This window comes from Paraburkholderia kirstenboschensis (assembly GCF_032806925.1).
GTDB classification, from domain to species: Bacteria; Pseudomonadota; Gammaproteobacteria; order Burkholderiales; family Burkholderiaceae; genus Paraburkholderia; species Paraburkholderia kirstenboschensis.
The window spans coordinates 2,280,095-2,298,070 of sequence record NZ_CP136513.1; the positions used below are offsets into that span (position 1 = coordinate 2,280,095).

17 protein-coding genes and 1 tRNA gene are annotated in these 17,976 nt (G+C 62.9%); 10 read left to right on the forward strand and 8 right to left on the reverse strand.

Annotated elements, in window-relative coordinates:
• The first annotated feature begins 86 nt into the window (after positions 1-86).
• A complete protein-coding gene (locus tag RW095_RS32835) occupies positions 87-644 on the forward strand; it encodes a CNP1-like family protein (RefSeq protein ID WP_317020082.1) in 558 nt (185 codons plus the stop codon).
• Positions 645-731: 87 nt separating this feature from the next.
• Here the strand turns inward: RW095_RS32835 and proB are convergent, their stop codons facing one another.
• The 4 genes from proB to rplU all read right to left on the reverse strand — a co-directional run bounded on the left by proB (position 732) and on the right by rplU (position 3,854).
• Positions 732-1,850: a glutamate 5-kinase gene (gene proB / locus RW095_RS32840; protein WP_317020083.1), complete on the reverse strand. Its 1,119-nt coding sequence runs from the start codon at positions 1,848-1,850 to the stop codon at positions 732-734.
• A 69-nt stretch (positions 1,851-1,919) separates the two neighbouring features.
• Positions 1,920-3,041 carry an Obg family GTPase CgtA gene (cgtA, locus tag RW095_RS32845; RefSeq protein ID WP_317020084.1) on the reverse strand — a complete coding sequence of 374 codons (1,122 nt, stop codon included), beginning with the start codon at positions 3,039-3,041 and terminating at the stop codon, positions 1,920-1,922.
• Between the two features lie 212 nt (positions 3,042-3,253).
• The gene (rpmA, locus tag RW095_RS32850; protein WP_007180330.1) at positions 3,254-3,517 is read right to left on the reverse strand and encodes a 50S ribosomal protein L27; all 264 of its coding nucleotides are present in this window, start codon (positions 3,515-3,517) and stop codon (positions 3,254-3,256) included.
• A gap of 25 nt (positions 3,518-3,542) precedes the next feature.
• Positions 3,543-3,854 carry a 50S ribosomal protein L21 gene (gene rplU / locus RW095_RS32855; RefSeq protein ID WP_007180329.1) on the reverse strand — a complete coding sequence of 104 codons (312 nt, stop codon included), beginning with the start codon at positions 3,852-3,854 and terminating at the stop codon, positions 3,543-3,545.
• 229 nt (positions 3,855-4,083) lie between these two features.
• Between rplU and RW095_RS32860 the strand changes: the two genes are divergently transcribed.
• The 9 genes from RW095_RS32860 to yacG all read left to right on the forward strand — a co-directional run bounded on the left by RW095_RS32860 (position 4,084) and on the right by yacG (position 12,259).
• Entirely contained in the window at positions 4,084-5,076 is a 993-nt protein-coding gene (locus RW095_RS32860; RefSeq protein WP_020071241.1) for a polyprenyl synthetase family protein, read from the forward strand.
• Between the two features lie 48 nt (positions 5,077-5,124).
• Positions 5,125-5,201: transfer RNA gene (locus RW095_RS32865), tRNA-Pro, on the forward strand.
• 229 nt (positions 5,202-5,430) lie between these two features.
• On the forward strand, positions 5,431-6,729 hold the full coding sequence (locus RW095_RS32870; RefSeq protein ID WP_317020086.1) for an HlyC/CorC family transporter: 1,299 nt from the start codon (positions 5,431-5,433) through the stop codon (positions 6,727-6,729).
• 149 nt (positions 6,730-6,878) lie between these two features.
• Positions 6,879-8,177, forward strand: a complete 1,299-nt coding sequence (locus tag RW095_RS32875; protein ID WP_317020087.1) for a GspE/PulE family protein — start codon at positions 6,879-6,881, stop codon at positions 8,175-8,177.
• Positions 8,174-9,403 (forward strand): type II secretion system F family protein, encoded by a 1,230-nt coding sequence (locus tag RW095_RS32880; protein WP_317020088.1) that lies wholly within the window; start codon positions 8,174-8,176, stop codon positions 9,401-9,403. The genes RW095_RS32875 and RW095_RS32880 overlap by 4 nt, the downstream gene beginning before the upstream one ends.
• A 28-nt stretch (positions 9,404-9,431) precedes the next feature.
• A complete protein-coding gene (locus RW095_RS32885) occupies positions 9,432-10,385 on the forward strand; it encodes a prepilin peptidase (protein WP_317020089.1) in 954 nt (317 codons plus the stop codon).
• Between the two features lie 3 nt (positions 10,386-10,388).
• The gene (coaE, locus tag RW095_RS32890; protein WP_317020090.1) at positions 10,389-11,000 is read left to right on the forward strand and encodes a dephospho-CoA kinase; all 612 of its coding nucleotides are present in this window, start codon (positions 10,389-10,391) and stop codon (positions 10,998-11,000) included.
• 180 nt (positions 11,001-11,180) lie between these two features.
• Complete coding sequence (gene zapD / locus RW095_RS32895; protein WP_128587558.1) at positions 11,181-11,936, forward strand: cell division protein ZapD; 756 nt, start codon at positions 11,181-11,183, stop codon at positions 11,934-11,936.
• Positions 11,937-12,061: 125 nt separating this feature from the next.
• Positions 12,062-12,259: a DNA gyrase inhibitor YacG gene (gene yacG, locus RW095_RS32900; RefSeq protein ID WP_317020091.1), complete on the forward strand. Its 198-nt coding sequence runs from the start codon at positions 12,062-12,064 to the stop codon at positions 12,257-12,259.
• Between the two features lie 104 nt (positions 12,260-12,363).
• Here the strand turns inward: yacG and RW095_RS32905 are convergent, their stop codons facing one another.
• The 4 genes from RW095_RS32905 to secA all read right to left on the reverse strand — a co-directional run bounded on the left by RW095_RS32905 (position 12,364) and on the right by secA (position 17,909).
• Positions 12,364-12,786 (reverse strand): NUDIX domain-containing protein, encoded by a 423-nt coding sequence (locus RW095_RS32905; protein WP_317020092.1) that lies wholly within the window; start codon positions 12,784-12,786, stop codon positions 12,364-12,366.
• A complete protein-coding gene (locus tag RW095_RS32910; protein WP_317020093.1) occupies positions 12,783-13,652 on the reverse strand; it encodes an ATP-binding protein in 870 nt (289 codons plus the stop codon). Before RW095_RS32910 ends, RW095_RS32905 begins: the two co-directional genes overlap by 4 nt.
• 40 nt (positions 13,653-13,692) lie before the next feature.
• Entirely contained in the window at positions 13,693-14,934 is a 1,242-nt protein-coding gene (gene argJ / locus RW095_RS32915; RefSeq protein ID WP_317020094.1) for a bifunctional glutamate N-acetyltransferase/amino-acid acetyltransferase ArgJ, read from the reverse strand.
• A gap of 164 nt (positions 14,935-15,098) precedes the next feature.
• Positions 15,099-17,909 (reverse strand): preprotein translocase subunit SecA, encoded by a 2,811-nt coding sequence (gene secA / locus RW095_RS32920; RefSeq protein WP_317022767.1) that lies wholly within the window; start codon positions 17,907-17,909, stop codon positions 15,099-15,101.
• Between the last annotated feature and the right edge of the window lie 67 nt (positions 17,910-17,976).

Consider the following 17,976-nt stretch of genomic DNA (forward strand, 5'->3'; position numbering starts at 1 on the left):
TATGTCGCCTATGTCGCCTATGTCGCCTATGTCGCCTATGCGGGCGCGGCTTCTCAAGCCGCGCCCGCTTTTTCGAGGAAACCATATTGAAAGCACTTGCTCTCGTCGTGGCGTGCGTCGCCACCGGCGCCCTGCTGGCTGGTTGTTCGAGCGCCGGCAAATCCACCAACAAGGACGACAGCGCCTTTGCCTATCTGCTGGACCGGCCGACAAATTGGGTCGAAAACAAGGTCGAGACCTTGCCGCCGCTGCCGCAGGACTCGAACCTGCTGCCTTTCGAGGTGTCCGGCAATACGCCGCTGCATTTCGCGATCGACCAGAACTCGCTGACTGTCGGCTCAGACGGCGTCGTGCGCTATACCGTGGTCGTGACGAGCCCGAGTGGCGCCCGCAACGTGAACTACGAAGGCATCCGCTGCGACACCTATGAGTGGCGCCTGTATGCCGGTCTGAACGCGGATCACGACGGTTGGGACAAGACAGTCGCGAACGATTTCACGCGTATCGAGAATGGCGCGCTGAACGCGTATCACGCGGTGCTGTATCAGGATTATTTGTGCGCGAACAAGATCCCTACGGGGAGCGCAAAAACGATTGTGGATAACATCCGCTATAAGCGCACGGCGACTTCGTTGGTTCACTGACGCTTCGCCGACGCACCCAGAAAAAAAGCCGTTCCCGCATTCGCTGGAACGGCTTTTTTACATGTTGCGCGTGAGCCGGTCGGCCACTCAAACCAGCACCAGGTTGTCGCGATGAATCAGTTCGGGCTCCAGCATGTAGCCCAGCACCGATTCGATCTCGCCGCTCGGACGCCGCTGGATCAGCTTTGTCTCTGCACTGCTGTAGTTGGTGAGGCCGCGCGCCACTTCCCGGCCGGCAGCATTGAGGCACGCGATCACCTCGCCGCGAGCAAAGGCGCCCTGCACGCCGACAATACCGATGGGCAGCAAGCTCTTGCCGCCTGCCGTCAGCTTTTCCACGGCTCCGTCGTCGATCACGACATGGCCGCGCACCTGCAAGTGATCGGCCATCCATTGCTTGCGCGCCGCCATGCGCGCGGTGCGTGCGATCAACTGCGTGCCGACCGCCTCTCCAGAAGCGAGCCGCGACAGCACGTCCGCTTCGCGCCCGCTCGCGATCACCGTGTTCGCGCCGCTATGAGCGGCGCGCTTGGCAGCGAGAATCTTGGTGAGCATGCCGCCGCGGCCGAGGCTCGAACCGGCGCCGCCGGCCATGGCTTCGAGGTCTGGCGCGCCGGCGTCTGCCTGCTGAACGAGCGTGGCGTTCGGGTTCTTCCGGGGATCGGCGGTAAAAAGCCCTTGCTGATCAGTGAGTATGATGAGCGCGTCGCCCTCGATGAGATTCGCGACCAGTGCGCCCAGCGTGTCGTTATCGCCGAACTTGATTTCGTCGGTGACGACCGTGTCGTTCTCGTTGATGATTGGCACCACGCCGAGCCGCAGCAGCGTCAGCAACGTGGAACGCGCGTTCAGATAGCGCTCGCGGTCGGCCAGGTCTGCGTGAGTCAGCAGGATCTGCGCGGTCTGGATCGAATGCTCGGCAAAGCGGCTTTCGTAGACCTGCGCGAGGCCCATTTGTCCGACGGCCGCGGCCGCCTGCAATTCGTCGATTTCGCGCGGGCGCCTGGTCCAACCAAGCCGCTGCATTCCTTCGGCGATGGCGCCCGAGCTCACCAGCACCACTTCCTTGCCCTGCACGCGCAGTGCGGCAATCTGCGCAGCCCAGCGGCCGATCGCAGCATGATCGAGGCCGCGCCCGTCATTCGTGACGAGGCTCGAGCCGACTTTCACTACCAATCGCCGTGAATCTGCGATGACGGAACGCATTGTGCGCAGCCTCCCAAGATGACGCCTGACGCGCGCCGCCAACCCGCAAAGGCCCGGCGCCCGAGTTGTTTAGTCCTGCGGATCGACGCTGGATTCGCCAGCGGCGGCAGGTGCTTCCGGCTTGTCGCGAAAGCGGACGTCGGCGGCGAGGTCTTCGGCTTCGGCGGCGCGCTGCGCTTCCGAATGGGCCGCGATGTAGTCGAACACCGCATAGCAGAGATTCTCGCAACCTTGACCGGTCAGAGCCGAGATTTCGAAGACCGGTCCGTCCCAGCCAAAGCCCTCGACAAACGCCGAAACGCGCGCTTCACGTTCGTCCTCGGGGACCATGTCGAGCTTGTTGAGCACGAGCCAGCGCGGCTTCTGATACAACAGCTCGTCGTACTTGCGCAGTTCGTTCACGATCGCCTTGGCTTCCGCGACTGGATCGACCGCTTCGTCGAATGGCGCCAGGTCGACGATGTGCAGCAGCAAGCCCGTGCGCTGCAAGTGCCGCAGGAACTGGTGGCCGAGCCCCGCGCCTTCCGCGGCACCCTCGATCAGACCGGGGATGTCGGCGATCACGAAGCTGCGGCTCGGTCCGACACGGACCACGCCGAGATTCGGCGCAAGTGTGGTGAACGGATAGTCTGCGATTTTCGGCTTCGCGTTCGACACGGAAGAGATGAACGTGGACTTGCCCGCGTTCGGCATGCCGAGCAGCCCGACGTCGGCCAGTACCTTCAACTCGAGGCGCACCATGCGGCGCTCGCCCGGCTTGCCGTCGGTTTTCTGGCGAGGCGCGCGGTTGGTGCTGGATTTGAAGTGCAGATTGCCGAGACCGCCCGCACCGCCCTGCGCGATTTGCACGCTCTGGTTGTGCTCGGTCAGATCGGCGATCAGTTCGCCGGTTTCCATGTCGGTAATGGTCGTGCCAACCGGCATGCGCAGCGTGATGTCGTCGCCGCCCTTGCCGTAGCAGTCTGCGCCGCGGCCGTTTTCGCCGTTTCGCGCCATATGTTTTTTCGCGTAGCGGTAGTCGATCAGCGTGTTGATGTTGCGGTCTGCTACCGCAATCACGCTGCCGCCCCGGCCGCCGTCGCCGCCATCCGGGCCGCCGAACGGAACGAACTTCTCGCGGCGCATCGACGCGCTGCCATCCCCTCCGTCGCCGGCGATGACTTCAATCCTCGCTTCGTCAATGAACTTCATGCGTAACTCCGTCCCGTGGTGTACTGCCAGATGGTGCTGCTAAATACTACTGGATGCTGCTATTTTGCCGCGCCCGCCGCGCGATGATCAATCGACCAAACGGCATAGGCGCAGCGCCGCAATTACAGCGCCGACGGCACTTGCCGCAATAAAAAAAGCCCCGCTAACTTCGCGGGGCCTTTTCCGGTCCTGAAGCCCGTGCCTGAGTGAACTCAGACTGCTGCCGGGACGACGTTGACCATGTGCTTCTTCGCTGCGCCTTTCGTCGAGAAATTGACGTGGCCGTCCGTCAGCGCGAACAAGGTGTGATCCTTGCCGATACCAACGTTTTCGCCCGGGTGCATACGCGTGCCGCGTTGGCGAACGATGATGCCGCCAGCGTTGATAGCCTGACCGCCGTAAACCTTCACGCCGAGACGCTTCGATTCAGAGTCGCGGCCGTTGCGGGATGATCCGCCTGCCTTTTTGTGTGCCATTTGATTTGCTCCTTAACCGGTGCGCTTACGCGTTGATAGCGTCGATGCGCAGTTCGGTATAGTTCTGGCGGTGGCCGCCATGCTTCTGGTAGTGCTTCCGGCGACGCATCTTGAAGATAGTCACTTTAGCGTGACGACCTTGCGACACGACGGTAGCCTTGACGGAAGCCCCACTGACCAGCGGCGTACCGAACTTAATCGATTCGCCTTCGCCCACTGCGAGAACCTGGTCGAGCGTGATTTCAGCGTCAATGTCTGCCGGTATCTGTTCTACTTTAAGTTTTTCGCCGACGGCAACTTTATACTGCTTGCCACCGGTTTTTATGACCGCGTACATTGAGAACCTCACTCTGTGTTCATTTTTCCCACGCACCGCGCGCGGAAACCCGTGATTATACATAGAGTTAGCTGCTCGGTCAAAACTCATTGAGAGCGGCCTGGCGTTCCGTCCGGGTGACGCGCAGCCCAGCGCCTGGCGGCGTCCACGAGCGCGCCGCGCGGCGTTCCGCGACCCGGAACAACCGCGATTCGCCTTATAATTCGCGGCACTACCCAATTCAGCCATCATGTCGTCGACTGCCACCACCTCCTCCAACGCCGCCAGCCTGCTCGCTCCGATCGCCGAAGACATGCAGCAGGTGAATCGCGTCATCCGGCACCGTCTTGCGTCCGAGGTGATGCTGATCAACCAGATTTCCGAGTACATCATCAGTGCCGGCGGCAAACGCCTGCGGCCGGCGCTGCTGCTCCTGGTGGCCGGCGCGCTCGGGGAAACCACGGGGCACCGGCATGAACTGGCGGCGGTCGTCGAATTTATCCACACGGCAACGCTGCTGCACGACGACGTGGTCGACGAATCCGATTTGCGGCGCGGTCGCCAGACCGCCAACGCGCTGTTCGGCAATGCGGCGAGCGTGCTGGTCGGCGACTTTCTCTATTCGCGCTCGTTCCAGATGATGGTGGGCGTGGGCAAGATGCGCGTCATGGAAATCCTGTCGGAAGCCACCAACATCATCTCCGAAGGTGAAGTGCTGCAACTGCTGAACATGCACGACGCCGACGTAGACCAAGCCCGCTACATGCAGGTGATCCGCTACAAGACGGCCAAGCTCTTCGAGGCCGCGGCTCAGCTCGGCGCGGTGCTGGCCGGCGCGGATGCCAGAACCGAAGCAGCGGCGGCGGAATTCGGCCGGCGCATCGGTACGGCTTTCCAGATCATGGACGACTGGCTCGATTACACGGGCACGGCGGAGTCGATGGGAAAAAACGCCGGCGACGATTTGCGTGAGGGCAAGCCCACGCTGCCGCTGATCTACTTGATAGAGCGCGGTACGCCCGAGCAGTCGGCTCTCGCTCGCGAGGCCATCGAGCAAGGCGGCACCGACCGTTTCGACACAATCTTTGAGGCGATCACACGTTCCGGCGCGCTGGATCACACGCTCGAATGTGCGAAGCAGGAAGCTCAGGCCGCAGCAGCCGCAATTTGTTCGTTTCCCGATTCCATTTACAAAGAAAGCCTGCTAGAATTATGTTCTTACTCGACGGCGAGACAGTCTTAAATAAGACTCAAACGTCGGTTTCGTCTGAATCGAGTCCGCAGTACACATCGGGGTGTAGCTTAGCCTGGTAGAGCGCTACGTTCGGGACGTAGAGGCCGGAGGTTCGAATCCTCTCACCCCGACCAGATTTTCCTTGTTAGTTCAAGGCTCGAAAAACCGCCCAGCGTGCTCGGCGGTTTTTTGTTTTTGCGGGCCGGATTTTGTTTTGCGGCCGGATTTTGCCGCCGGGCTTGCGGCGCATGCACGCGGCTCGAGCTACAAGCCTCCTGATGGCAACATCCCTGCTGGCGGGTTGCGCCGCCCCCTCTGCTATATTCTCTCCATCCTTTTCCCCTCTTCTATCCTTCACGACGCGTGGAACAACTTCCCTTATGGGCGCAGATTGGCGCCGTCTTTCTGCTGCTAATCTGCTCGAGCTTCTTTTCCATTTCCGAAACGGCGATGATGGCACTCAACCGCCATCGCCTGAAGCACCTTGCCAGCAAGAACGCGCTCGGCGCGAAGACCACTCAGGGTCTGTTGGCGCACACCGATCAACTGCTGAGCGTCGTGCTGATCGGCAACAATCTGTTCAACACCATCATTCCGGTGCTGACCACTTCGATCGCGCTGCACACGTTCGGTCGCAACAACGTTGTGCTGTCCATCGCGACCGGCATCGTCGCGTTCCTGATCATCGTTTTTGCCGAGATCACGCCGAAGATCGTCGGTGCAACGTTCCCCGAGAAGATCGCGCTGCCAGCCAGCCTGCTGATCGCGCCGATGATGCGCGTCGCGAGGCCGCTCGTCTGGTTCGTCAATCTGTTCGCCACCGGCATCTTGCGGGTGCTGCATATCAACACACAAGGCGCGCGCGATCAGCGCCTCTCCACTGAAGAACTGCGCGCCATCGTGCTCGAGTCCGGCAGCTTCATGCCGACCAAGCACCGCAGCATTCTGCTGAACCTGTTCGACCTCGAAAACATTTCCGTCGACGACGTGATGATCCCGCGCCGCCGCATCGAGGCGCTTGACTTCGACGCTCCGTTCGAGCAGATCCTGCATCAGCTCGAAACCTGCTATCACAACAAGCTGATCGTCTATCAAGGCGATATCGACCGGGTGCTCGGCGTGCTGCACGTTCGCAAGACACTCGCCGCCCTGCACAACCAGGAACTGGAGCGCGAGACGCTGCGCGAACTGCTCGCCGAGCCGTACTTCGTGCCGACCGGCACGCCGGTGTTCCAGCAATTGCAGTACTTCCAGGAGAGCCGCCATCGCATCGCGCTCGTCGTCAACGAATACGGCGAGTTGCAAGGGCTCGTCACGCCGGAAGACATCATCGAGGAACTGATCGGCGAATTCACCACGTCGATCCCGCGCGGCGCCAATTCACGCGGCGGCTGGAACGAACTCGGCGAATGCATCGTGGCGGGCAGCATGCCGCTGCGTGAGCTGAACCGCTGGCTGCAACTCGCGCTGCCCACCGACGGCCCAAAAACGCTCAACGGGCTGATCCTCGAAATTCTCGAAGACATTCCCGATGGCGATGTCTGCGTGCAAATCGGCGACGTGAAGCTCGAAGTGATGCGCAGCGACGACCAGGCGATCCGCACCGTCAAGCTGTTCAAGCCGCCGGCGCGCGCGAAGGCTGGCAAGGCGCTGCTGGGTTAGGTTCATGCCGGTTGAGGCCGAGCGCCGCACGCCAGCATCGCATAAGCCCCCGCCGTGCGCCATTAGCCGAATGGCCGAGTGGCGGCACGAGCCGCCTTGCCCGAAGATGAAGCCGTCGTGTTCTACAGGCGGCTCATCGCCGGCTCTTCATGCAAGCTTCTTTTCAACCCGCGGCCTTGCTGCGGCCGCTACCGGCAGGCAGCGAAAGCGCCTCTCGCAATAAGCCAAACGGGCTCACCGGCGACACCGGCGGCGCTGCCGCAATGCCCCACGATTCCGACAACGCCCCCGCCGTGCGTCTTCTGACCGACACGCTGCGGGAAGCGACACGCCGCAACGCATCGGATCTGCACATCGAACCAGCGGAAAACGGCTGGCGGGTGCGCTTGCGCATCGACGGCGTGTTGCATGAAATGGCGACGCCGCCCGCCCATCTGCGGGACGCCTTTATCACGCGCGTGAAGGTTCTGGCGCGCATGGACATCGCCGAGCGGCGTGTCCCGCAGGACGGCCGGCTGCGGATCGCCACGTCGCCAGGACGGCTCGAGGACTACCGCGTCAACTCGCTGCCCACGCTGTTCGGGGAAAAGCTCGTGTTGCGCAGGCTCGACGCGCTGCCGACCGATCTTTCGCTCGCCTCGCTCGGGCTGGATGCTCGGCAACGCGATGCCGTCGATGCCGCAATTCGCGCGCCGCATGGTCTGGTGCTCGTCACGGGGCCAACAGGGAGCGGCAAGACGCTGTCGTTGTACTGCATCCTGAACCTGCTCAATAGCGAGGCGCGCAATCTGTGTTCCGTCGAAGATCCGGCGGAAATCCAGCTGGCCGGCATCAATCAGGTCAGCGTGCGTGAGAAGGCCGGGCTCACTTTCGCTGTCGCGTTGCGCGCCTTTCTGCGCCAGGATCCGGACGTCGTCATGGTCGGCGAAATACGCGACGAGGAAACCGCCGACGTCGCCGTCAAGGCCGCGCAAACCGGCCACCTGGTGCTGTCGACGTTGCACACGAACGACGCGCCAGCCGCTGTCGCGCGTCTCATCGACATCGGCGTGGCGCCGTACAACCTCGCGGCCGCCCTGCGCATGGTGACGGCGCAGCGACTGGTGCGCCGCCTGTGCACAGCCTGCCGGGCGCCCGCGCCGCACTCTGCCGCGGCGCTTCGTTCGGCGGGCTTCGCCGAACAACGGCTCAATGGCTGGCAGCCCTACGCTGCCAAGGGTTGTGTGGCTTGCCACGGCATCGGCTATCGGGGCCGCGTCGGCGTCCACCAGGTCATGCCGGTATCCGATGCCATGCGTGAGCTGATCGTCGGGCGAGCAGGAACGCACGAACTCGCCCGGCAGGCGCGCAGCGAACACGTCGGCACCCTGCGCGACGCCGCGTTGGCTCTCGTGCGCGACGGCACAACGAGCCTCGCCGAAGCACTCGCCGCCACCGAGGTCGCATGAGTACTCCCGCGGCACATCGCCCTGCGTCAACCGACACGCGCTTCAGGTGGCATGGTGTCGATGCCGACGGCAGCCATAGAACGGGCGCGCTCATTGCGCCGGATGCGAGCACCGCTCGCGCTCTGCTCAAACGCGACAACCTGTTCGTGGTCGACCTGAAAGCCCAAGGGCCGGCGCCGCGCCCAAAAGCAAATGCCGCCGACGTCACGCTGTTCACGCGCCAGCTCGCAAGCCTGCTGCGCGCCGGCTTGCCGCTCGCCCCCGCTCTGGACCTACTGGGCCAGGCGCAAAGCTCGCGTCGTCCGGGCATGCCGCGGATCGTCGGCGCATTGGCGCGCGACATCACGGCAGGCCTGCGATTATCGGCTGCCTTGCAGCGGCATCCGTTACAGTTCAACGCCCTGTATTGTCAACTCGTCGAAGTGGGCGAGGCCGCTGGCGCACTGTCCGCGGTTCTCGCGCGAATCGCGGACGACCGGGAGCGCGCCGCCGCGCAACGGGCGAAAGTGCGCGCGGCGTTGACTTATCCTGTCGTAATTCTGCTGCTGGCCCTGGCGATTACCGCCGCTTTGCTCGTCTGGGTGGTGCCGACTTTCAAACAGATCTTCGACGGTTTTGGCGCGCGTTTGCCCGCGCCAACGCAGTTTGTATTAGCGCTGTCGTCGGGCGCCGCGCAATGGAGTGTGCCCGCCATCGCGGTCATCGTCGCGGCGTATTTCGCGGCGACATTTCTGCTGCGACGTTCCGAAACGGCGCGCATCCGCTTCGCGCGTTTATCGCTGAAAATGCCGGTCGCCGGTTCACTGCTGGCCACGCTTTGCGCCGCACGCTGGAGCCGCGCGCTCGGCACGTTGCTGTCGGCCGGCACGCCGCTCGCCGACGCATTCGATTCGCTGACTCACGCCACGGGCAACGCCTTTTTCGACCGCGCAACTGTGGACATCGCGGCGCGGCTGCGGCGCGGTGAACGGCTTGCCGCAGCCATGCGCTCGGCAAGCTGCTTCCCGCAAGAGGTCGTGCAGCCGGTCGCCGTTGCCGAGGAGTCCGGAGCACTCGACACCATGCTTCTCGACGTGGCGTCGCTGGCCGATCGTCAGGTAGACGAAAAGATCGGCACGCTGTCTAGCCTGTGCGAACCGCTCGTCATTGTTGTGCTGGGGGCGCTGGTCGGCGGGCTTGTCATCGCGATGTATCTTCCCATTATTCAACTCGGCAACGTGGTGTAGCATCGCAGCCGAATCCACCGTTTCGTCCATGCAGGCAGCTCATTCACTCGTGCCAGAAACCTCCTCCAACCTGCTTTCGGGCTCGCTTTCGAACCTGTTGCCAGGTCATTTCGCAGCCGGTCTCGGTCAGGCATTCAGCAGCCTGCCGGCCGCCTTGCAGTTCGCTTTTGCGATCGTATTCGGGCTCGTGATCGGCAGCTTCCTGAACGTCGTCGTGCATAGGGTGCCGATCATGCTCGAACGCGCATGGCGCCTGGAAGTGAGCGAGGCCAGTAACGAACCTCTCGAACAGGACGGCCTGCCGGCGCGCTACAACCTGTGGGTGCCACGCAGCGCCTGTCCTCACTGCGGGCATGTTCTGCACGCCTGGGAGAACCTGCCGGTGCTCAGCTATGTGCTGCTGCGCGGTCGCTGTTCCGCATGCGGGGCTCGCGTCAGCCCGCGGTATCCGCTGCTCGAACTCGCCAGCGCGGCCCTCGCAGCCGGCGCTCTCGCGCTGTTCGGTCCGACGCTCGCCGCGCTTGCCGCGTTCGGACTGTGCGCCGCCCTGCTCGCGATGAGCGCCATCGACATCGACACGCATCTGCTGCCGGACTCGATGACGTTGCCCCTGCTTTGGGCAGGCATCATCGTCAACTTTTACGGCGTGTTCGCAAGTCTTCACGATGCCGTGCTTGGCGCTATCTTCGGCTATCTGGTGCTGTGGGCGGTGCATTGGCTGTTCCGGCTCGTGCGAGGTATCGACGGCATGGGTTACGGCGACTTCAAACTGCTCGCCGCGCTCGGCGCGTGGCTTGGCTGGGCGGCGCTCCCTCAGATCGTGCTGGTTGCCGCCGTGGCGGGCGCGGTCGTCGGTCTCGCGGCAACGTGGCGCGGCCGCATGCGGTTCGAAGAGCCGCTGCCGTTCGGGCCGTTTCTTGCAGCGGGCGGCGTTCTCACATTGTTTTTCGGCACACCGCTTTACCTGGCTCTCGGAGGCTGAAGCATGTTCGTTGTGGGACTCACAGGCGGCATTGGCAGCGGCAAATCGACTGTTGCCGATCTGTTCGCGGCGCATGGCGTGCCGCTCGTCGACACGGATCTGATCGCGCATCGCATCACCGCGCCGCACGGCATCGCGATGCCGCAGATCGCCGCCGAGTTCGGCAGTGCGTTCGTCGCCGCGGACGGCTCACTCGACCGCGCACGCATGCGCGCGCTCGTCTTCAGCGACGACGCGGCGCGCAAGCGGCTCGAGAACATCACGCATCCGCTGATTCGCGCAGAAACGGAACGCGAGCAGCGCGAGGCCACAGGGCCTTATGTGATCGTTGTGGTCCCGTTGCTGGTCGAGTCGGGCAGCTGGAAAAACCGCGTGAATCGCGTACTCGTCGTGGATTGCAGCGTGAAGACGCAAATCTCGCGCGTCATGAACCGCAATGGCTTCAGCCGCGAACAGGTGCTCGCGATCATTGCGCGCCAGGCCACGCGCGAAGCGCGGCTCGCTGCCGCAGATGACGTGATCGTGAACGACGACGCGCCGCTTGCTGCGCTCGCCGCGCAGGTCGACGCGCAGCATCGGGCGTACCTGGCTCTTGCGCGTGTGAAGCCCGTGTGACCTATTGGCGTGAAACGTTGAACTTTGGCATTGGCTGTATGCCGAAGCAGCGGAAAATCGCGAGAAACGCGCCGAAAAATGTGCAGAAACCCGCGCGAAAAGCGCGCGATTGCTAGGGTAGTCCCGCGGCATTAGAATGTCCTGCATTCCCGTCACCGACCACGCCCGAGGCGAGCCCGCTTGATCCTTTACGAGTACCCCTTCAACGAGCGAATCCGGACGCTATTGCGCCTCGAAGATCTGTTCGAGCGCTTCACGTTCTTTCTGACGCAAGATGACGCCAGGGAACATCATGTCGCACTGACCACGCTGTTCGAAATCTCAGAGGTAGCGGGTCGCGCGGATCTCAAGTCCGATCTGATGAAGGAACTCGAACGGCAGCGGCAAACGCTCGCGCCGTTTCGCGGCAATCCGGGAATCGAGCAGAGCGCGCTCGAAGCGGTGCTCGGCGAAATCGAGCAGACGTTGGCGGGGCTTTCGCAGATGCAGGGCAAGACGGGCCAGCACCTCGCGGAGAACGAATGGCTCGCCAGCATCCGCAGCCGGGCGATCATCCCGGGCGGCACGTGCAAATTCGACCTGCCGTCGTATTACGCGTGGCAGCAACTGCATCCGGATCAGCGGCGTCAGGACATTGCCAAGTGGGTCACGCCACTGCTGCCTCTGCGCGACGCGGCCACGATCGTGCTAAGGCTCGCACGAGAGTCGGGTCAGGCGTCGAAGGTCATGGCCATGGCGGGCAGTTATCAGCAAATGCTGTCGGGCCGCTCGTATCAATTGATGCAAGTGCGCGTGGCTCCGGAATTGCGCGTGATTCCCGAGGCGAGCGCCAACAAATACATGCTCTGGGTGCGCTTTACAGTGCAGGACGGCGATCTGCGTCCACGTGCCGTCGATGTGGACGTGCCCTTCCAGCTCACGCTTTGCAGCCTGTAAGCAAGCGCCTCGCTTGCGCTGCACGGACTCGAATAAAGCGGTCGGCTCGCTCGCCGCGCCTTTAAAGCGGCGACAAATGCCCCTATATTCGATACTTGTTCCATTTGTACTGACCGCCTGACCGTATGCCAACCGTCGTCAAATGCCCCACTTGCGGAAAGGACGTCCGCTGGACAGCTGAAAACCGCTTCCGCCCGTTCTGCTCGGACCGCTGCAAACAGATCGATCTTGGCGCCTGGGCCGCTGAGAAATACAAAATCGGCGGGACCGATCAGGAAGCGCCGTCAGACGAGTCGCCCGGCGGCGACTACAACCCGCATTGAGCATGCGGGGACGTGGGCCGTGCGTTCCCACAAAGGCCGCACGCGCCCGTCGCTGCAAAACTGCTCATCGATCAAGCAACGCCAGCATTGCGTGCTTCTACCTGTCAGCGTTTCTCTGCCGCGAGCCATTCCAGCACGGGAATAGTCGCCGGCAGAAGCGGCGCAACGTCGGCCGGCAGCGCTTGCCACACGAACGCCTGGCCTTCGCGGCCGTGCGGCTCGCCCTTCCACTGCGTCACCTTGCAGAAAAAGAGCCGCACATAAGCATGCGGATAATCGTGTTCGAGCGTATGCCAAAGGTGGCACGCTTCAACTTCGATGCCCAGCTCTTCGTGTAGCTCGCGAGCAAGCGCCGCCTCGACCGATTCGCCCCTTTCCAGCTTGCCGCCCGGAAACTCCCAGTAGCCCTCGTACGGCTTGCCCGCCGGACGCTGCGCGAGCAGATAGCGCCCGTCCGGTTGAACGAGCACGCCGACCGCGACTTCCGTCACCGGACGACCGGCCGAGTTCGTTTGCGCGTCGCTCATGCCTCGGATTTCCGGCCGGACCAGTCGCGCGCAAACTGCCACGCGACACGCCCCGAGCGCGAACCACGCTCGAGCGCCCACACCAATGCGTCGCCGCGTGCGGCTTCGACTTCAGCGTCGTTGCAGCCGAAATGCCGCAGCCAGTGGCCGATGATCGACAGGTAGTCGTCCTGCTTGAACGGATAAAAGCTGACCCACAGCCCGAAACGCTCTGACAGCGAGATCTTTTCTTCGACAAGCTCGCCGGGATGAATCTCACCATCTGACGTGTGCTTGTAGGTCTCGTTGTCGCTCATGTACTCCGGTAGCAAATGGCGGCGGTTCGACGTCGCGTAAATGAGCACGTTGTCAGATTGCGCGGCAATCGAGCCGTCGAGCGCAACTTTTAGCGCCTTGTAGCCCGACTCGCCGTCTTCGAACGAGAGGTCGTCGCAAAACACCACGAAGCGCTCCGGCCGCTTCGCGATCAGATCGACGATGTCGCCGAGATCGTGCAGGTCGTCTTTGTCCACTTCGATCAGGCGCAAGCCGTCTTTCGCATACGCGTTCAGGCACGCCTTGATCAGCGACGACTTGCCGGTACCGCGCGCGCCCGTCAACAACACGTTATTGGCCGGCAGCTTGTGGACAAATTGACGCGTGTTCTGCTCGATCAGCGCTTTCTGACGATCGATGTTTTGCAGATCGCCGAGCGTGATGTCGGAGATGGCCGGCACTGGCTGAAGGTAGCCGCGCCCCTGGCGTTTGCGCCAGCGGAAAGCGACCGCCGCCGCCCAGTCGATATCAGGCGCGGCGGGCGGAAGCATCGCTTCCAGGCGCACGAGCACGGCTTCGGCCCGTGTCAGAAACTGTTCGAGTTTGTCCATAACAATGAGTGAGCAGCCAGAGGCCGCATGATGAACCTGATTAGGAGCGGTAGTCGGCGTTGATGCTCACGTAGTCGTGCGACAGATCGCAAGTCCAGATCGTGGCTTGCGCATTGCCGCGGCCGAGCACGACGCGAATGCCGATCTCGCTCTTTTTCATGACGCGCTGGCCGTCTTCTTCACGGTAGGCCGGATTGCGGCCGCCGGCAGTCGCGACCAGCACGTCGTCCAGATACAGATCGATCTTGCCGACGTCGAGATCGTCGATGCCGGCATAGCCGATAGCCGCGAGAATGCGGCCGAGGTTCGGGTCCGATGCATAAAAGGCCGTCTTCACGAGCGGCGAATGGCCGATCGCATACGCGATCTGCCGGCATTCACCGGCGCTCAAACCGCCTTCTACCTGCACCGTCATGAATTTGGTCGCGCCTTCGCCGTCGCGCACGATCAGCTGCGCGAGCGTCTGCGCGACTTCGGTCACCGCGTCGCGCAACGCTGCGTAAGCGGGCGAGTCGGTGGACGTGATCGCAGGCAGGCTCGATTTGCCCGACGCGATCAGGATGAACGAATCGTTCGTCGACGTATCGCCGTCGATCGTGATGCAGTTGAACGAACGGTCTGCAACGTGTTTGACCAGCGCGTCGAGCACCGGCTGAGCGAGCGCCGCGTCGAACGCGAGGAAACCGAGCATGGTCGCCATGTTCGGCTTGATCATGCCGGCGCCCTTGCTGATGCCGGTCAGCGTGACCGTGTGGCCCTCGATCGTGACCTGGCGCGAGGTCGCCTTCGGCAGCGTGTCGGTGGTCATGATCGCCTGCGCGGCGTCGTACCAGTTGGCTTCCTTGCGGTTCGCGAGCGCGGCCGGCAAACCCGCCTTAAGACGATCGACCGGCAACGGTTCCAGAATCACGCCCGTCGAAAACGGCAGCACCTGCTCCGGCGCAATGTCGGCCAGGCGCGCGAGTTCCGCGCAGGTTTCACGCGCTGCCACGAGGCCCGGTTCGCCGGTGCCCGCGTTCGCGTTTCCGGTGTTGATCACGAGCGCACGAATCGGCTTGCCGCCGGCGCGCACTCGCTCCAGATTCTCGCGACACACCGTGACCGGTGCCGCGCAAAAGCGGTTCTGCGTGAAGACGCCGCCTACCGTTGCGCCTTCATCGACGGAAATGACGAGCACGTCCTTGCGGTTCGGCTTGCGAATGTTCGCTTCCGCCCAACCGAGCGTGACGCCGGCGACGGGATGCAGTTGAGCGGGATCGATCGAGGGGAAATTGACAGCCATGGTCGCGACCTGTCGAAGAAAATGCCGGCGAGCGCCGGCATTGAGGGAAACGGAACTGGTAGCTCGGCCAGATGCCGGACCACCGCGAAATCAGCAACACAACACGGTGCAAGAAAGACGGCGCCAAGCGACGCGGCGCGCTCGTAAGCGCGCCGCCCAAGGCATTATGCGATCTTGCCGTGACACTGCTTGTACTTCTTGCCGCTGCCGCACGGGCACGGATCATTGCGGCCGACCTTAGGCACGTTGTCCGCGCCGACATGCGACGCTGTTTGCGGCGAGGAGCCGTGGCTCATCGCGTCGCCGATCATCGCAGCGGTTGCGGCCTCCGCTGCGGCAGGCGCCGCGGCCGAGGCTTCGGCGAATTCGGCGTGACGGAACTCGACGTTCTCGAGGTGGCCGCCCTGCTCTTCCATCTGTTCGGCCGCCTGCTCCAACTGCTCGGGCGACTGGATCTGCACGTTCATCACCACGCGCGTGACTTCGAGCTTCACCGCGTCGAGCATGGCGGCGAACAGTTCGAACGCCTCGCGCTTGTATTCCTGCTTGGGGTTCTTCTGCGCATAGCCACGCAGATGGATGCCCTGACGCAAGTGATCCAGCGCGGCGAGATGTTCGCGCCAGCTGCGGTCCAGCGTTTGCAGCATGATGGAACGTTCGAATGCGCTAAACGACTCGCGGCCGACCAGTTCGACCTTGGCCTCGTACGCTTCGTCTGCGGCGGCTTGCACTGCTTCCAGAATCTCGTCGGACGTGATCGAGTTCGACTCGTTGATCATTTCCTGGATCGCGAGGTCGAGCTGCCATTCGTTGCGCAGCACTTCTTCGAGTTCCGGCACGTCCCACTGTTCTTCAATGCTGCCCGCCGGCACGAACTGATGAACGATCTCGGCGATCACGCCATGACGCATCGCACCGATCGTTTCGGTAATGTCGTTCGCTTCGAGCAGTTCGTTGCGCTGCTGGTAGATCACCTTGCGCTGATCGTTCGAGACGTCGTCGTATTCGAGCAGTTGCTTGCGAATGTCGAAGTTGCGCGCCTCGACCTTGCGCTGCGCCGATTCGATGGAACGCGAGACGATGCCCGCTTCGATCGCCTCGCCTTCCGGCATCTTCAGGCGGTCCATGATCGCGCGCACGCGGTCGCCCGCGAAAATGCGCAGCAGCGGATCTTCCAGCGACAGATAAAAGCGCGACGAACCAGGATCGCCCTGACGGCCCGCACGGCCGCGCAACTGGTTGTCGATTCGCCGCGATTCGTGGCGCTCCGTGCCGATGATGTGCAGACCGCCCGCGGCCTTCACCTGATCGTGCAATGCCTGCCATTCGTCATGCAGCTTCTGGATGCGGCGCTGCTTTTCGTCGTCGGGAATCGTCTCGTCGAGTTCAATGAAGGACGCCTGTTTTTCCGCATTGCCGCCGAGCACGATGTCAGTGCCGCGACCGGCCATGTTCGTGGCGATCGTAATGCGCTTCGGACGACCAGCTTCCGCGACGATCTCCGCTTCACGCGCATGCTGCTTTGCGTTCAGCACTTCGTGCGGCAAACCGGCCTGCTTCAGCAGATGCGAGAGCAGTTCCGAATTTTCAATCGACGTGGTGCCGACCAGCACCGGCTGACTGCGTTCGTAACAATCGCGGATGTCGCGGATCACCGCGTCGTAGCGTTCCTTAGCGGTCTTGTAGATCTGATCCTGCTTGTCGATCCGCTTGGGCGGACGGTTGGTCGGGATCACGACCGTTTCGAGACCGTAGATCTCGTTGAATTCGTACGCTTCGGTGTCGGCCGTGCCGGTCATGCCGGACAGCTTCGCGTACATGCGGAAGTAGTTCTGGAACGTGATCGAAGCGAGCGTCTGGTTCTCGCTCTGAATCTTCACATGCTCTTTCGCCTCGACAGCCTGGTGCAAGCCGTCGGACCAGCGGCGGCCGGCCATCAGACGGCCGGTGAATTCGTCGACAATGATCACCTCGCCGTTCTGCACCACGTAGTGCTGGTCTTTGTAGAACAGCGTGTGTGCGCGCAATGCGGCGTACACGTGGTGCATCAGCGTGATGTTCTGCGGCGCGTACAGGCTTTCGCCCTCGCCGATCAGGCCCCACTCGGCGAGCAGGCGTTCGGCTTTCTCGTGACCCGATTCGGTCAGGAACACCTGACGGCCTTTTTCGTCGAGCGTGTAGTCGCCCGGCTTTTCCACGCCGGTGCCGTCGGCCTTCTCTTCGCCGATCTGACGCTCGAGCAGCGGCGGCAGCGCGTTCATGCGCACATAAAGTTCGGTGTGATCTTCCGCCTGACCGGAGATGATCAGCGGGGTACGCGCTTCGTCGATCAGGATCGAGTCCACCTCGTCGACCACGGCGAAGTTCAGCGCGCGCTGCACGCGCGCTTCGGGCTCGTACACCATGTTGTCGCGCAGGTAGTCGAAGCCGAACTCGTTGTTCGTACCGTACGTGATGTCGGCGGCGTACGCCTGCTGCTTCATCTCGTGGTCCATCTGCGACAGATTGATGCCGACGGACATACCGAGGAAGTTGTAGAGGCGCGCCATCCACTCGGCGTCGCGCTGGGCGAGGTAGTCGTTCACCGTGACGACGTGAACGCCGCGGCCGGACAGCGCGTTCAGATACACCGGCAGCGTGGCGACGAGCGTCTTGCCTTCGCCGGTGCGCATTTCGCCGATCTTGCCGTAGTGCAGGACCATGCCGCCGATCAGCTGCACGTCGAAGTGGCGCATTTTCAGCACCCGCTTGCTCGCCTCGCGGCAGACCGCAAACGCTTCCGGCAGCAGTTTATCCAGCGACTCGCCGCTCGCGACGCGTTGGCGGAACTCGTCCGTTTTCGCGCGCAGTTGATCGTCCGTCAATTGCTCGATCTGCGGCTCGAGCGCATTGATCGCCGCGACGGTCTTTTGATATTGCTTGACTAGCCGCTGGTTGCGGCTGCCAAAAATCTTCTGTAGAAAACCGGTGGTCATCGGATCGGTGTCTGCGTCGCGGCTTCGGCTGGGTCGCGGCGTGCGGTTCAAGCACGCGCTCTCCGGG

What these genes read in the sequence shown, in the direction of transcription:
- yacG (WP_317020091.1), top strand. Translation starts at nt 12,062, where the DNA reads ATGCCAACCGTCGTCAAATGCCCCACTTGCGGAAAGGACGTCCGCTGG.
- argJ (WP_317020094.1), bottom strand. Translation starts at nt 14,934, where the DNA reads ATGGCTGTCAATTTCCCCTCGATCGATCCCGCTCAACTGCATCCCGTC.
- RW095_RS32910 (WP_317020093.1), bottom strand. Translation starts at nt 13,652, where the DNA reads ATGGACAAACTCGAACAGTTTCTGACACGGGCCGAAGCCGTGCTCGTG.
- RW095_RS32880 (WP_317020088.1), top strand. Translation starts at nt 8,174, where the DNA reads ATGAGTACTCCCGCGGCACATCGCCCTGCGTCAACCGACACGCGCTTC.
- RW095_RS32885 (WP_317020089.1), top strand. Translation starts at nt 9,432, where the DNA reads ATGCAGGCAGCTCATTCACTCGTGCCAGAAACCTCCTCCAACCTGCTT.
- coaE (WP_317020090.1), top strand. Translation starts at nt 10,389, where the DNA reads ATGTTCGTTGTGGGACTCACAGGCGGCATTGGCAGCGGCAAATCGACT.
- cgtA (WP_317020084.1), bottom strand. Translation starts at nt 3,041, where the DNA reads ATGAAGTTCATTGACGAAGCGAGGATTGAAGTCATCGCCGGCGACGGA.
- rplU (WP_007180329.1), bottom strand. Translation starts at nt 3,854, where the DNA reads ATGTACGCGGTCATAAAAACCGGTGGCAAGCAGTATAAAGTTGCCGTC.
- secA (WP_317022767.1), bottom strand. Translation starts at nt 17,909, where the DNA reads ATGACCACCGGTTTTCTACAGAAGATTTTTGGCAGCCGCAACCAGCGG.
- rpmA (WP_007180330.1), bottom strand. Translation starts at nt 3,517, where the DNA reads ATGGCACACAAAAAGGCAGGCGGATCATCCCGCAACGGCCGCGACTCT.
- proB (WP_317020083.1), bottom strand. Translation starts at nt 1,850, where the DNA reads ATGCGTTCCGTCATCGCAGATTCACGGCGATTGGTAGTGAAAGTCGGC.
- RW095_RS32875 (WP_317020087.1), top strand. Translation starts at nt 6,879, where the DNA reads ATGCAAGCTTCTTTTCAACCCGCGGCCTTGCTGCGGCCGCTACCGGCA.
- RW095_RS32860 (WP_020071241.1), top strand. Translation starts at nt 4,084, where the DNA reads ATGTCGTCGACTGCCACCACCTCCTCCAACGCCGCCAGCCTGCTCGCT.
- RW095_RS32905 (WP_317020092.1), bottom strand. Translation starts at nt 12,786, where the DNA reads ATGAGCGACGCGCAAACGAACTCGGCCGGTCGTCCGGTGACGGAAGTC.